Annotated in this window: 12 protein-coding genes and 1 tRNA gene; 6 read left to right on the top strand and 7 right to left on the bottom strand. The window is 69.4% G+C overall.

The features are described from left to right. Positions 1-284: 284 nt before the first annotated feature. Together CG723_RS28320 and CG723_RS28315 are read right to left on the bottom strand one after the other, a co-directional pair. Positions 285-358, bottom strand: a tRNA-Pro gene (locus CG723_RS28320). Positions 359-449: 91 nt separating this feature from the next. Then, the gene (locus tag CG723_RS28315) at positions 450-1,388 is read right to left on the bottom strand and encodes a metallophosphoesterase (protein WP_100596336.1); all 939 of its coding nucleotides are present in this window, start codon (positions 1,386-1,388) and stop codon (positions 450-452) included. A 76-nt stretch (positions 1,389-1,464) separates the two neighbouring features. On the opposite strand from CG723_RS28315, the gene CG723_RS28310 reads away from it, so the two are divergent. Further along, a complete protein-coding gene (locus CG723_RS28310) occupies positions 1,465-1,929 on the top strand; it encodes a GatB/YqeY domain-containing protein (protein WP_100596335.1) in 465 nt (154 codons plus the stop codon). Between the two features lie 171 nt (positions 1,930-2,100). On the opposite strand, the gene CG723_RS28305 is transcribed toward CG723_RS28310, so the two are convergent. Continuing rightward, positions 2,101-4,332, bottom strand: a complete 2,232-nt coding sequence (locus CG723_RS28305) for a transglycosylase domain-containing protein (RefSeq protein ID WP_100596334.1) — start codon at positions 4,330-4,332, stop codon at positions 2,101-2,103. A gap of 428 nt (positions 4,333-4,760) precedes the next feature. Here CG723_RS28305 and CG723_RS28295 point away from each other — a divergent pair, with 428 nt between their 5' ends. Then, entirely contained in the window at positions 4,761-5,105 is a 345-nt protein-coding gene (locus CG723_RS28295) for a WhiB family transcriptional regulator (protein WP_199841926.1), read from the top strand. 78 nt (positions 5,106-5,183) lie between these two features. Here CG723_RS28295 and CG723_RS28290 read toward each other — a convergent pair whose 3' ends face one another. Next, positions 5,184-6,596, bottom strand: coding sequence for an ArsA family ATPase (locus tag CG723_RS28290; protein ID WP_100596332.1), 1,413 nt, complete (start codon positions 6,594-6,596; stop codon positions 5,184-5,186). A gap of 6 nt (positions 6,597-6,602) precedes the next feature. Then, a complete protein-coding gene (locus tag CG723_RS28285) occupies positions 6,603-7,580 on the bottom strand; it encodes an ArsA family ATPase (RefSeq protein WP_100596331.1) in 978 nt (325 codons plus the stop codon). An 81-nt stretch (positions 7,581-7,661) separates the two neighbouring features. Here CG723_RS28285 and CG723_RS28280 point away from each other — a divergent pair, with 81 nt between their 5' ends. The 4 genes from CG723_RS28280 to CG723_RS28265 all read left to right on the top strand — a co-directional run bounded on the left by CG723_RS28280 (position 7,662) and on the right by CG723_RS28265 (position 10,259). Further along, on the top strand, positions 7,662-7,820 hold the full coding sequence (locus tag CG723_RS28280) for a DUF4177 domain-containing protein (protein WP_020129281.1): 159 nt from the start codon (positions 7,662-7,664) through the stop codon (positions 7,818-7,820). Next, complete coding sequence (locus CG723_RS28275; RefSeq protein WP_100596330.1) at positions 7,817-8,287, top strand: RidA family protein; 471 nt, start codon at positions 7,817-7,819, stop codon at positions 8,285-8,287. The genes CG723_RS28280 and CG723_RS28275 overlap by 4 nt, the downstream gene beginning before the upstream one ends. Positions 8,288-8,556: 269 nt before the next feature. Next, positions 8,557-9,432 (top strand): NUDIX hydrolase, encoded by an 876-nt coding sequence (locus tag CG723_RS28270; protein WP_100596329.1) that lies wholly within the window; start codon positions 8,557-8,559, stop codon positions 9,430-9,432. Next, a complete protein-coding gene (locus CG723_RS28265) occupies positions 9,429-10,259 on the top strand; it encodes an MBL fold metallo-hydrolase (protein WP_100596328.1) in 831 nt (276 codons plus the stop codon). Before CG723_RS28270 ends, CG723_RS28265 begins: the two co-directional genes overlap by 4 nt. Positions 10,260-10,272: 13 nt before the next feature. Here the strand turns inward: CG723_RS28265 and CG723_RS28260 are convergent, their stop codons facing one another. Both CG723_RS28260 and CG723_RS28255 read right to left on the bottom strand, forming a co-directional pair. Beyond that, positions 10,273-11,145, bottom strand: coding sequence for a sigma-70 family RNA polymerase sigma factor (locus CG723_RS28260; protein ID WP_100596327.1), 873 nt, complete (start codon positions 11,143-11,145; stop codon positions 10,273-10,275). A 19-nt stretch (positions 11,146-11,164) separates the two neighbouring features. Beyond that, positions 11,165-11,965 (bottom strand): nucleotidyltransferase domain-containing protein, encoded by an 801-nt coding sequence (locus CG723_RS28255; RefSeq protein ID WP_100596326.1) that lies wholly within the window; start codon positions 11,963-11,965, stop codon positions 11,165-11,167. Positions 11,966-11,999: the final 34 nt, after the last annotated feature.

Raw genomic sequence — 11,999 nt, 5'->3', positions numbered from 1 at the left:
GGCTCAAGGGGTTGAAGGGTTGTACGAGACTGGCCGTTCGTTAGCGCAACCTGACCGATGAGTCCTATGCCGCCGACCGCTCGCCCCGAAGAGCGAGACGCCCGCCGACGAGGTTTCACCCGCGCCGCGTGACGGGATCCGCTGCGAGCTGGAAGCAGATACCCCGAGTCCCTGCCAGTGCCACGGCAAGAAGTACGTCTTCCGTGGGCCAGGGCTGCCCGCACAAACAGAAAGACCCCCTGCACTCAAGCGAGTGCAGGGGGTCTGACCTGGTGTTTCAGCTGTCGGGGTGGCGGGATTTGAACCCACGACCTCTTCGTCCCGAACGAAGCGCGCTGCCAAGCTGCGCTACACCCCGATGTCGTTGCTCCACTGTCCCGCAGTTCTGCAGGTCGTGGCGACATCGATTACTTTAGCGGACCGGCGGCCGTAGACGAAATCCGGTTTTCTCAGGGTCCGGGGGTCAGGGTCAGGAGGGTCGCCTCCGGCGGGCAGGCGAAGCGGACCGGGGTGTAGCGGTTCGCGCCGCAGCCGGCTGAGACGTGCAGGTAGGAGCGGCGGCCTTCGGACTCGTGGGTCGACAGGCCCTTCACGCGGTCCGTGTCCAGGTCGCAGTTGGTGACCAGCGCCCCGTAGAAGGGGATGCAGACCTGGCCGCCGTGAGTGTGGCCCGCCAGTACCAGCGGGTAGCCGTCCGCCGTGAACGCGTCCAGGGCCCGCAGGTACGGAGCGTGCACGATGCCCATCGAGAAGTCGGCGCCCGAGTCCGGGCCGCCCGCCACGTGCGCGTACCGGTCGCGCTTGATGTGCGGGTCGTCCAGGCCCGTGAAGCCGATCTCCATGCCCTCGATCTTGAGGGCGCCCCGCGTGTTCGTCAGGTTCAGCCAGCCCGCCGAGTCGAACCCGTCGCGCAGGTCCTCCCACGGGTTGTGGACGACGCCGACCGCGGGGGCGTTGCCGTTGAGGCCGTGGGCGCCGCGGGCCTTCTCGAAGAGGTAGCGGACCGGGTTGCGGGGCTTGGGGCCGTAGTAGTCGTTCGAGCCGAAGACGTACGCCCCGGGGAAGTCCATCAGCGGGCCCAGCGCGTCCAGGACCTCCGGCACGCCCTCCGGGTCGGACAGGTTGTCGCCCGTGTTGATCACGATGTCGGGGCGCAGGCCGGCCAGGGAGCGCAGCCAGCGCTGCTTCTTGCGCTGGCCGCCGACCATGTGGATGTCGGACACCTGCAGGACGCGCAGCGGGCGCATCCCCGCGGGCAGCACCGGGACCGTGACCCGTCGGAGACGGAACGAACGGGCTTCGAACCCCGCCGCGTAGATCAGTCCGGCGGCGCCCGCCGCCGTGATGCCTGCTGTCACTTTCAGGGGAACCCCGTATCGCGCGCGCATACGCCCATCGTGTCAGACCCGGCAGGTCCCGGAAATCAAGGGGCGTAGGGCATTGCGTACCTGCGACAATCGCTGCATGACCACGCTCAAGTCGAAGCTGCAGGAAGACCTCACCGCCGCGATCAGGGGGCGTGACGAGCTGCGCTCCTCGACGCTCCGGCTCACCCTCTCCGCCATCACGAAGGAGGAGGTCGCGGGCAAGACGGCGCGCGAGCTGTCCGACGACGAGGTGCAGAAGGTGATCACCCGCGAGGCGAAGAAGCGCCGCGAGGCCGCCGAGGCGTTCGCGCAGGGCGGCCGCGCCGAGCAGGCCGAGCGGGAGAAGGCGGAGGGTGTGGTGCTCGCCGAGTACCTGCCGAAGCAGCTCTCCGACGACGAGCTGCACCAGATCGTCGCCCAGGCGGTCGGGGAGGCGAAGGCAGCCGGCGCCGAGGGGCCGCGCGCCATGGGCCAGGTCATGAAGATCGTGAACCCGAAGGTCGCGGGCCTGGCGGAGGGCGGCCGCGTGGCCGCCGTCGTGAAGCAGCTGCTCGCCGGCTGAGGTGTCCGCCGGGGTGCCCGCCCGCTGAGAGTGCCCTTCGGGGTGGGGGAAGACGTTCCGGTCTCGTTCCGGTCTTCCGCCTCACCCCTACACATACGCCGATGGGGCGTCCCCGATAGAGGGGGCGCCCCATCCGCGTACCGTCACCGCCCGGTCCGAGCGGTGGCCGCCTCAGCGGCGCCCGCCCCCGTGCCCGTTCCCGCCACCCAGCAGGCCCGTCGGGAGGCCCGGCCACGGGCTGTTGCCGTTTCCGCCGCTGTTGGTGCCCGGCTTCGAGCCGCCCTGGCCCGGCTCCTCGTCCCTGTCATGATCCCTGTCATGGTCCCTGTCCTCGTCCGTCTCGGGGTCAGGGATGTCGATCAGGTTGAAGTCGGGGGACGGCTTGTCGGCGAGGGCGCCGACCATGGCGTCCTTCCAGATCGGTCCGGGGACCTGGCCGCCGAAGACCTTCGGCTGGTACTGGCCGCCGATGGTGATGTTCTCCATCTCGACGTTCTGCAGGGCGCTGCCGACCCAGACCGCGCCGGACAGGTTCGGCGTGTACCCCACGAACCAGGCGTTCTTACGGCTGTCGGTCGTACCGGTCTTGCCCGCGTTGGCCCGGTCGGTCAGACCGGCCTCCCTGCCCGTACCGGAGTCGATCACGCCGCTCAGCAGGGTGTTGATGCTGTCGGCGGTCTTCGTGGTCATCGCGCGCGAGCACGACGACTTCGGCACCGGCAGCGACTTGTCGCCGGGGGCCGTGATCGACTCGATGGCGACCGGCGTGCAGTACGTGCCGCGGTTGGCGAAGGCGGCGTACGCGCTCGCCATGGTCAGCGGCGAGATGCCCTTGGAGCCGAGGACGATGGCCGGGACCTCGGGGAGCTTGTCGCCGTTGCCCTGGACGACGCCCAGCTTGTCGGCCATGTCCATCACCGGGCACATCCCGGTGTCGCCGATCATCTGCACGAAGTAGGTGTTGATGGACTTGGCCATCGCCTCCTCCAGCGCGTACGGACCGAACTCGGACTCGTTCTCGTTCTCCACGGTGAAGCCGCTGTTGTTCACCCACGGCTTGCCGCTGCACGTCTGGACCGACTTCGGATACGGCATCCGGTACGGCGCCGGGTACGACTTCGTCACCGGGGTGCCCTGCTCCAGGGCGGCCGCGGCGAGGAACGGCTTGAACGTCGAACCCGTCGGGAAGCCGAAGTTCGACCCGCTCATCTTGCGGTCGACCGAGTAGTTGATCTGCGTCTCGTTCTTGCCGAAGCCGTACGGCTTCGACTGGCCCATGCCGAGGATCTTGCCGGTGCCGGGCTCGATGAACGTGGCCGCCGTCGCGACCTTGTCCGTCTGGTAGACGTGATCCTTGATCGACGCCTGCACCGATTCCTGCGTCTGCGGGTCAAGGGTGGTCTGCACCCTGAGGCCGCCCCGGTTCCAGAGCTTCGCCCGCGCTTCCTTCGTCTTGCCGAAGACCGGGTCGGTGAGGAACACCTCGCGTACGTAGTCGCAGAAGAAGCCCGCGCCCTTGACCGCCGTGATGCAGCCGTTCTGCGGCTTGCTGATCTTCAGGCCGAGCGGCTTCTCCTTGGCGCGGTCCGCCTCGGCCTGGGAGATGTCGTGCGTCTCGGCCATCCGCTGGAGCACGACGTTCCGTCGCTTGGTGGCCTCCGCCTCGTCGTTGACGGGGTCGTAGCGGCTCGGGGACTGGACGATGCCGGCCAGCATCGCGGACTCCTCGACCGTCAGGTCCTTCGCCGACTTGGAGAAGTACCGCCGCGAGGCGGCCTCCACGCCGTATGCCTGCTCACCGAAGTACGTGATGTTCAGGTAGTTGGCGAGGATGCGCTTCTTGCCGAGCTTGTCCTCGAGCTGGATCGCGTACTTCAGCTCGCGGATCTTGCGGCCGATCGTCTGCTGGGTGGCCTGGGCGAGCTTTGTCGGGTCGTCGCCGGCCTCCTCCATGAAGACGTTCTTCACGTACTGCTGGGTGAGCGTGGACGCGCCCTGCGCGACACCGCCGCTCTGCGCGTTCTCGTTGATCGCGCGCAGGATGCCCTTCACGTCGACGGCGCCGTGTTCGTAGAAGCGCGAGTCCTCGATCGCGACGAGCGCCTTCTGCATGTACGGCGAGATGTCCTTGAGGGGCACCACCGTGCGGTCGCGCGAGTAGACCGTCGCGATCGCGCCGCCCTTGTTGTCCAGGATCGTGGTGCGCTGACTGAGCGGCGGCTGCTTGAGGTTGGCCGGGATCTCGTCGAATCCCTCGACCGAGCCCTTCGCTGCCAGGCCGAGCGCGCCTGCTGCGGGCAGCGCGATTCCGGCGAGGACGGCTCCCGCGAGGACACTGACACCAAGGAACTTGGCGGCCTGCTGAGTCGGTGACAGTCCACCGCCCGAGCGCTTCTTTCCCATGAGGGCAGCCTACGTTCTGATTCTCCGGACAGGCGTATATGCCTTGGCCTAAGCTGCACTCAACTGTCACAGCAGTACGGTCACGTATCAAGACGTCCGGCGAACCCGAATCGTTCCGGTAGTCATCTCACCACCCCTCCGCGGTCGTTCCGAGGTGGGTGAGGGCGTGTCCGAAACCGCCTTGAGTGTCACCCGGTGTCCGCTGTGACTCAACTGAAACGCCCCGGTTTGCCGGGTTGGTCGCACATGCCCTCGGCTCACTCCGTCGGGTGATCTGCCGCTTACGCATAGTCCGTTCGGGCCATTCAAGATTGGGCCCGAAGGGGGTGTTGCGCTGTGCCCACCTTCCGTAACGTCCTCAACTGGCGGCGGTGAATATGCCGCTGCCGCCGTGGGGGAGCCTCGATTCGGGAGAGGACGGCGCCGGTATGGGCTGGGTAACCGACTGGAGTGCGCAGGCGGCCTGCCGCACTACCGATCCAGATGAACTGTTCGTTCAAGGAGCAGCGCAGAACCGGGCGAAGGCGGTGTGCACCGGATGTCCGGTGCGGACCGAGTGCCTGGCCGACGCGCTGGACAACCGCGTCGAGTTCGGCGTGTGGGGTGGCATGACCGAACGGGAACGCCGTGCGCTGCTGCGCAGGCGCCCCACCGTCACCTCGTGGCGCCGGCTGCTCGAGACGGCTCGTACGGAGTACGAGCGCGGTGCGGGCCTGCTGCCCGTGGACATCGATGACGACGCGACGTACGAGAGGTACGCCGCCGTGGGGTGAGGGAGCCGAGCTCCTTCCAGGGCGTCCGAGGGGTGCGAGCCGTGTGGCGGCCCGCGCCTCGGGAGACGTCCGTACGGCTCACGCAGCTCCGGCCGGGTCCGCACCGGCCGCGAGCCGGTCCCCGATGGTCCGCAGGCCTGCCAGGTCGTGCACATCGCCGGGCAGGGCGCCGACCTCGGTGACCGCCACCTCCGGGTGGAGCGCCGCGAAGCGGTCGCGTGTGCGCTGCTCGCGTGCCAGCAGCTGCATGCGTTCCGCGTGCAATCGCAGCAGGCCTGCCGTGAGTTGGTCTGTCGCCGAGTGGTCTGTGGCCGCGCGGTCTGCCGTGGCGCGGTCTGTGGTCGCGGTGGCAGGCGTGCCTGCGCCAGGTGAGTTGGATGCGTGTGCGTGCACGGGTGCGCTATGTGGGGTTTTATCCGGCGTCTGGGCGTGCTCGTCGGCCGTGTCCCTTGCTGGGGCGGGGGAGCCTGCTTCGGGAGCGGTACGCAGCTCTACCTTCCCGTCCCCCTGATCCACAATGCCGCGCTCGTCAAGATTTTCTGCGGCCGCGAGCGCCCGCTCGGCCGACAGCTGCGCGGCACCGCTGCCGTGCACCCGGTTGAGCACGAGCCCGGCCAGGGGCATGTCCTCCGCGGCGAGGCGCTCCACGAAGTACGCCGCCTCGCGCAGCGCGTCCCGCTCCGGCGCCGCCACCACCAGGAACGCCGTACCGGGGGCCTGGAGCAGCTTGTACGTGGCGTCGGCGCGCGTGCGGAAACCGCCGAACATCGTGTCCATAGCCGCCACGAACGTCTGTACGTCGCGCAGGAGCTGACCGCCCAGCAGCTTCCCGAGCGCGCCCGTCATCATCGACATCCCGACGTTCAGGAACTTCATGCCGGCCCGGCCGCCGACCTTCGCCGGGGCCATCAGGACCCGGATCAGCTTGCCGTCCAGGAACGAGCCGAGACGTTTCGGCGCGTCAAGGAAGTCGAGCGCGGAGCGGGACGGCGGAGTGTCGACGACGATCAGGTCCCACTCGTCCCGGGCCCGCAGCTGGCCCAGCTTCTCCATCGCCATGTACTCCTGCGTGCCCGCGAAGCCCGCCGAGAGCGACTGGTAGAACGGATTGCCCAGAATCGCCTCGGCCCGCTGGCCGTCCGCGTGCGCCTCGACGATCTCGTCGAACGTCCGCTTCATGTCGAGCATCATCGCGTGCAGTTCGCCGCCCTCCGCTCCTTCGACGGTGGCGATCCCCTTCACGCGGCGCGGGGTGTTGTCCAGCGAGTCGATGCCCATCGACTGGGCGAGCCTGCGGGCCGGGTCGATCGTCAGCACGACCACCTTGCGGCCGCGCTCCGCGGCGCGCAGGCCGAGCGCCGCCGCCGTCGTCGTCTTGCCGACGCCGCCGGAGCCGCAGCACACCACGATGCGCGTCCCGGGGTCGTCGATGAGTGGGTCCACGTCGAGTACGTGGGTGTCCGTCGGGTTCAGGCTCAGGGACGACGTCATGTGTCTCTAGATCCCTTGCTTCCGCAGTTCCGTGGCCAGCCGGTACAGGCCCGCCAGGTCCATCCCCTCGGTCAGCAGCGGCAGTTCGTGCAGCGGCAGGCCCGAATCGGCCAGCACCGCGCGCTGGCTGCGCTCCAGCTCGTGCCGTTCCGCGTACTCCGCCGCCTGGTCGAGGAGCGGGGTCACCAGGCGTTCGGCGTTGCCGCCTCTGCGGGCGCCGCCCAGGCCCGCCGCGGACAGGGACTTGGCGATGGCCGCCCTGGGCACGCCGCCCTGCGCCAGCGTCAGTTCGGCGTCGTCCAGGACCGCCGGGCGCACCATGTTCACGATGAGCCTGCCCACGGGGAGGTTCGCCGCCTGCAGATCCGCGATACCGTCCGACGTCTCCTGGACCGGCATCTCCTCCAGCAGCGTCACCAAGTGCACCGCCGTCTCCGGAGACTTGAGAACCCGCATGACCGCCTGTGCCTGGTTGTGTATCGGGCCGATCTTGGCCAGGCCCGCGACCTCGTCGTTCACGTTCAGGAAGCGCGTGATGCGGCCCGTCGGCGGGGCGTCCATCACCACGTAGTCGTAGGCGTATTTGTTCTGTTTTGTCTTTCGGCGTACCGCCTCGCAGGCCTTGCCCGTCAGGAGTACGTCCCTCAGGCCCGGCGCCACCGTTGTCGCGAAGTCGATCGCGCCCAGCTTTTTGAGCGCCCTGCCCGCGCCGCCCAGCTTGTAGAACATCTGGAGGTAGTCCAGCAGCGCCAGCTCCGGGTCGATGGCGAGTGCGAACACCTCGCCGCCCCCCGGGGCTACCGCGATCTTCCGTTCCTCGTACGGCAGTGCTTCCGTCTCGAAGAGCTGTGCGATGCCCTGGCGTCCTTCCACCTCCACCAGGAGAGTGCGCTTGCCCTCGGTCGCGAGGGCGAGCGCCAGTGCGGCGGCGACCGTGGTCTTTCCGGTACCGCCCTTGCCGCTGACGACCTGGAGCCTGCTCACGTCTTCGAGCCTAACCAGTCCGCGCGCGGGCTACGCAGGAGGCTGTCGGTCATCGCCGGTCCAGCGGCTACAGTCGGCCGTATGACCAAGTGGGAATACGCGACCGTGCCTCTTCTCGTGCACGCGACCAAGCAGATTCTGGACACCTGGGGCGAGGACGGCTGGGAGCTCGTCCAGGTCGTGCCCGGGCCGAACAACCCCGAGCAGCTCGTGGCCTACCTGAAGCGGGCGAAGGCATGAGCGGGGTCGTCGACGCGCGCCTCGCCGAGCTCGGGCTGACCCTGCCCGAGGTCGTGCCGCCGCTCGCCTCTTACCAGCCGGCCGTGCAGTCCGGTGTGTACGTGTACACGGCCGGTCAGCTGCCGATGGTGGACGGGAAGCTTCCGGTCACCGGGAAGGTGGGGGCCGAGGTCACCGCCGAGCAGGCCAAGGAGCTGGCCCGCACGTGTGCGCTGAACGCGCTCGCCGCGGTGAAGTCCGTTGCCGGCGATCTCGATCGGGTCGCTCGTGTTGTGAAGGTCGTCGGCTTTGTCGCCTCCGCGCCCGACTTCACCGGGCAGCCGGGTGTGGTGAACGGGGCCAGTGAGCTCTTCGCCGAGGTTCTCGGCGAGAAGGGTGTGCACGCTCGGTCCGCCGTGGGTGTGGCCGTTCTGCCGCTGGACGCGCCTGTTGAGGTCGAGGTTCAGGTCGAGCTCGTTTCGGGTTGAGCTTTTCGCTCCGCTGAGGATTGTGGGCGGGCTGGGAGTTGGGGCTGAGGTCCCGGGTCCGGTCCGGGGCCGTTCCGGTGCGCTCCGTCTCGTGGGGGCGGGGGCCGGTGGGTGATCCGCCGGCCCCTTCTGGTTCGTACGTGGCTGCGGGGCTGTGGGCGGTTCGGCGGTCCTTCTTGCTCGTACGTGGGTGATCGCAGGTTGCCCTGTTCCGTACTTGATCGTCTGTGGCTCTCGAACATCCGCTTGGTAGCGGATAGCCTCCGGCCATGGCGAATGGGCAGTGGTATCCCCCGGAGTGGCCCGAGCGGATTCGTGCGCTCGCGGCGGGTGAGCTGGCGGCCGCTGTGCCGCGGCGGGCCGCGACCGTCATGCTTCTGCGGGACGCGGTCGCCGGTCCCGAAGTGCATATGTTGCGTCGACGCGCCTCCATGGCTTTCGCCGGGGGCGCGTACGCGTATCCGGGCGGGGGCGTGGATCCCCGTGACGACGAGTCGGTCGTGCGGTGGGGCGGGCCCTCGCGTGCGGCGTGGGCGGCTCGGCTCGGCGTGGACGAGAAGTCGGCGCAGGCGATCGTGTGTGCCGCGGTGCGGGAGACGTACGAGGAGGCGGGCGTGCTGCTCGCCGGGCCCGATGCGGCGTCCGTGGTGGGGGACACGACCGGTGAGTCCTGGGAGGCCGACCGGGAGGCGCTCGTCCAGAGGGAGTTGTCGTTCGGGGAGTTCCTCGGGCGGCGCGGGCTGGTTCTGCGGTCCGATCTCCTGGGGGCCTGGGCGCGGTGGATCACGCCCGAGTTCGAGCCCCGGCGGTACGACACCTGGTTCTTCGTCGCCGCTCTGCCGGAGGGGCAGCGCACCCGTAACGCCTCTACTGAAGCCGATCGGACCGTGTGGATCCGGCCCGAGCAGGCCGCCGGAGGGTACGACAAGGGCGAGCTGATGATGATGCCGCCCACGATCGCGACGCTGCGGGCGCTGGCCGGCTTCGACAGTGCCGAGGGGGCCCTCGTGGGGGCCGCGGCGCAGGATCTTTCCCCTGTGCTCGCTCGGGCCCGGCTGGAGGGCGGGGAGATTGTTCTGTCCTGGCCCGGTCATGATGAGTTCACCAAGCACATTCCGACCACGCCCGGGGGAGCCTCCGCATGACCGAAGCCGCCGCCCTTCCCGGACAGCCCCGTGGCGGGGTGCTGTCCGGGCCCGCCACCGCGCGCGCGGTCAACGTGCTGGCTCCGAACGCCTCCGCGATGACCCTGGACGGGACCAATACGTGGATCGTTTCCGAGCCTGGTTCCGAGCTTGCCGTGGTGATCGATCCCGGGCCGCTCGACGACGTGCATCTGCGGACGGTTGTCGCGGTCGCTGAGGCTGCCGGCAAGCGTGTGGCCCTGACCCTTCTTACTCATGGGCACCCCGATCATGCGGAGGGGGCCGGCCGGTTCGCCGAGCTGACCCGGACCAAGGTGCGGGCCCTCGATCCTGCTCTGCGGCTTGGGGACGAGGGGCTGGGCGGTGGGGATGTTGTGGCTGTTGGCGGGCTTGAGATGCGTGTTGTCGCCGCGCCTGGGCATACCGCTGATTCGCTCTGTTTCCATCTGCCCGCCGATCGCGCCGTGCTGACCGGTGACACCGTGCTCGGGCGCGGGACCACCGTCGTCGCCCATCCCGACGGGCGGCTCGGGGACTATCTCGACTCGCTGCGGCGGCTGCGGTCCCTCACCGTCGACGACGGGGTCGACACCGTGCTGCCGGGGCACGGGCCCGTACTCGAAGACGCCCAGGGCGCCGTCGAGTTCTACCTCGCCCACCGCGCCAACCGGCTCGCCCAGGTCGAGACCGCCGTCGAGAGCGGTTATGTCACGGCGTCAGAAATCGTTGCCCATGTGTACGCGGGTGTGGATCGGTCCCTGTGGCCTGCTGCCGAGTTGTCTGTGCTGGCTCAGCTCGACTATTTGACGGAGCACGGGCTCATTTAGAGGGCCGCCCGGGTCAGGCCGCCCGGGTCAGGCGCTGCAGACGGTCCTCGTCCGCCAGGACGTTCAGCTCTGTGATTCCGGTGTCCGTGATCGTGAAGGACATCAGCGATGCCGGGCGGCCCTCCGGCAGTGCCAGGAGGCCGATCGAGCCGTTGACCAGCACAACGCGCACGTGCGGTGCCATGCGCTGGAACGTGATCGCCCCGGACGCCACCGCGTGAGCGCCTCGGACCAGGCGCGAGAGGTCTGTTGCCCCGGCGTCCGCCCGTAGCAGTACATTCGGGTCCAGGACCGCCAGCAGTCCCTCGAAGTCGCCCTCGCGGGCCGCAGAGAGGAACGCCTCGACCACCTCGCGCTGGCGTACCAGGTCCGTCTCCGGCGGCGGGGCTCCCTGGACGCGGCGGCGCGCGCGGCTCGCCAGCTGCCGGGTCGCCGCCGGCGTGCGCTCCACGATCGGCGCGATGTCGTCGAACGGCACCGCGAACAGGTCGTGCAGCACGAACGCCAGCCGCTCCGACGGCGCCAGCGAGTCCAGGACCACGAGCAGCGCCAGGCCCACCGAGTCCGCCTGGAGCGCCTGTTGTTCGGGGTCCGGGGTGTCGAGGCTCGTGACCAGCGGGTCGGGTACGTGGGTTTCCAGGGGCTCTTCGCCCCTTGCCTTGCGCGAGCGCAGCAGGTCCAGGCAGATCCGGCCCGTGACGGTGGTGAGCCAGCCGCCCAGGTTCTCGACGGCCGAGGTGTCGGACCGCTCGAGCCGCAGCCACGTCTCCTGTACGGCATCCTCCGCCTCGCTGAACGAGCCGAGCATCCGGTAGGCCACGGCGCGCAAGTGCCCCCGTGACTCCTCGAATCGCTCGGCCAGGCTGTCCGTCGACGCTGAACTCATCGGTGTCCTGCTTCCCGGGTCAGGGGCGGGGGGCCTTCACTCCGTGCACGGCTTCGTATTCTGCCGCCAGCCACGGGCCCAGGTCCTCGGTGTACGCCCGGAGGGTGTGCGGTGCGCCCACCGGTTCGTACGCCGCCTCGGAGGCCTGTCGCATCGCGTCCGCCCACTGCGGGTAGTACGTGCCGAACACCTCGGCCATCTGCGTCAGATCACTGGTCCAGCCGTTCCAGCGGGGCATGACGAGCGTGAAGCCGGTGCGGACGAGGTGACGGGAGATCTGGCGGTCCAGGGTGCGCGGGTCGTCGCCTCGCGCGATGCGTTCGCGCCAGCGCGTCAGGAGCAGGCGCAGGTCGCCGTTGGTCTCCCGGGCCAGGAGGGAGTCGGGGCGGTAGCGCGGCAGGTATTCGGCCAGGTCCTCGCCGAGGAGCGGAGTGCAGAGGCAGGCCACGAACCAGCCGAGGTCGTGTCGTTCGAGGTCGCTGAGGACCTGGCTTCGGCTGAGGATCAGCAGCCCTACGCCGTCGATCTGGGCGAATTGTTTGTTCAGGCCTTCGGCCAGGGCGCCCGCCTCCGCCCTGTCGTCGTCCGTCGGCTCCTCGCGCAGTGCGAGGAGGAGGTCGAGGTCGCTGCGGCCGAGGCGGGCGGTGCCGCGCGGCACGGAGCCGTAGAGGTACGCGCTCGCCATCCGCGGTCCGAAGCCGGCGAGCAGACCGTCGCGCGCCGCGGACACCACGGGGCGGAAGTCCGGCTGGATCCGGCTCAGAGAGCCTTCGCGCTCGATGAATCCGCGCTCGTCCAGGCCGCGGGCGGTGAGGTCCATGGGCCCACTGTGCCGGGTCGGGCGGCCGCAGTCC

The sequence above is a fragment of the Streptomyces sp. CB01635 genome (genome assembly GCF_002803065.1).
Taxonomy (GTDB): domain Bacteria; phylum Actinomycetota; class Actinomycetes; order Streptomycetales; family Streptomycetaceae; genus Streptomyces.
The sequence above is the reverse complement of the archived record's forward strand: the minus strand, read 5'-3'. Positions and strand labels throughout refer to the sequence as shown.

Bases quoted from the DNA above. Each gene is read 5' to 3' on its own strand.
- CG723_RS28295 (WP_199841926.1), top strand. From the start codon at position 4,761: ATGGGCTGGGTAACCGACTGGAGTGCGCAGGCGGCCTGCCGCACTACC.
- CG723_RS28305 (WP_100596334.1), bottom strand. From the start codon at position 4,332: ATGGGAAAGAAGCGCTCGGGCGGTGGACTGTCACCGACTCAGCAGGCC.
- CG723_RS28315 (WP_100596336.1), bottom strand. From the start codon at position 1,388: ATGCGCGCGCGATACGGGGTTCCCCTGAAAGTGACAGCAGGCATCACG.
- CG723_RS28280 (WP_020129281.1), top strand. From the start codon at position 7,662: ATGACCAAGTGGGAATACGCGACCGTGCCTCTTCTCGTGCACGCGACC.
- CG723_RS28260 (WP_100596327.1), bottom strand. From the start codon at position 11,145: ATGAGTTCAGCGTCGACGGACAGCCTGGCCGAGCGATTCGAGGAGTCA.
- CG723_RS28265 (WP_100596328.1), top strand. From the start codon at position 9,429: ATGACCGAAGCCGCCGCCCTTCCCGGACAGCCCCGTGGCGGGGTGCTG.
- CG723_RS28255 (WP_100596326.1), bottom strand. From the start codon at position 11,965: ATGGACCTCACCGCCCGCGGCCTGGACGAGCGCGGATTCATCGAGCGC.
- CG723_RS28270 (WP_100596329.1), top strand. From the start codon at position 8,557: ATGGCGAATGGGCAGTGGTATCCCCCGGAGTGGCCCGAGCGGATTCGT.
- CG723_RS28290 (WP_100596332.1), bottom strand. From the start codon at position 6,596: ATGACGTCGTCCCTGAGCCTGAACCCGACGGACACCCACGTACTCGAC.
- CG723_RS28310 (WP_100596335.1), top strand. From the start codon at position 1,465: ATGACCACGCTCAAGTCGAAGCTGCAGGAAGACCTCACCGCCGCGATC.
- CG723_RS28275 (WP_100596330.1), top strand. From the start codon at position 7,817: ATGAGCGGGGTCGTCGACGCGCGCCTCGCCGAGCTCGGGCTGACCCTG.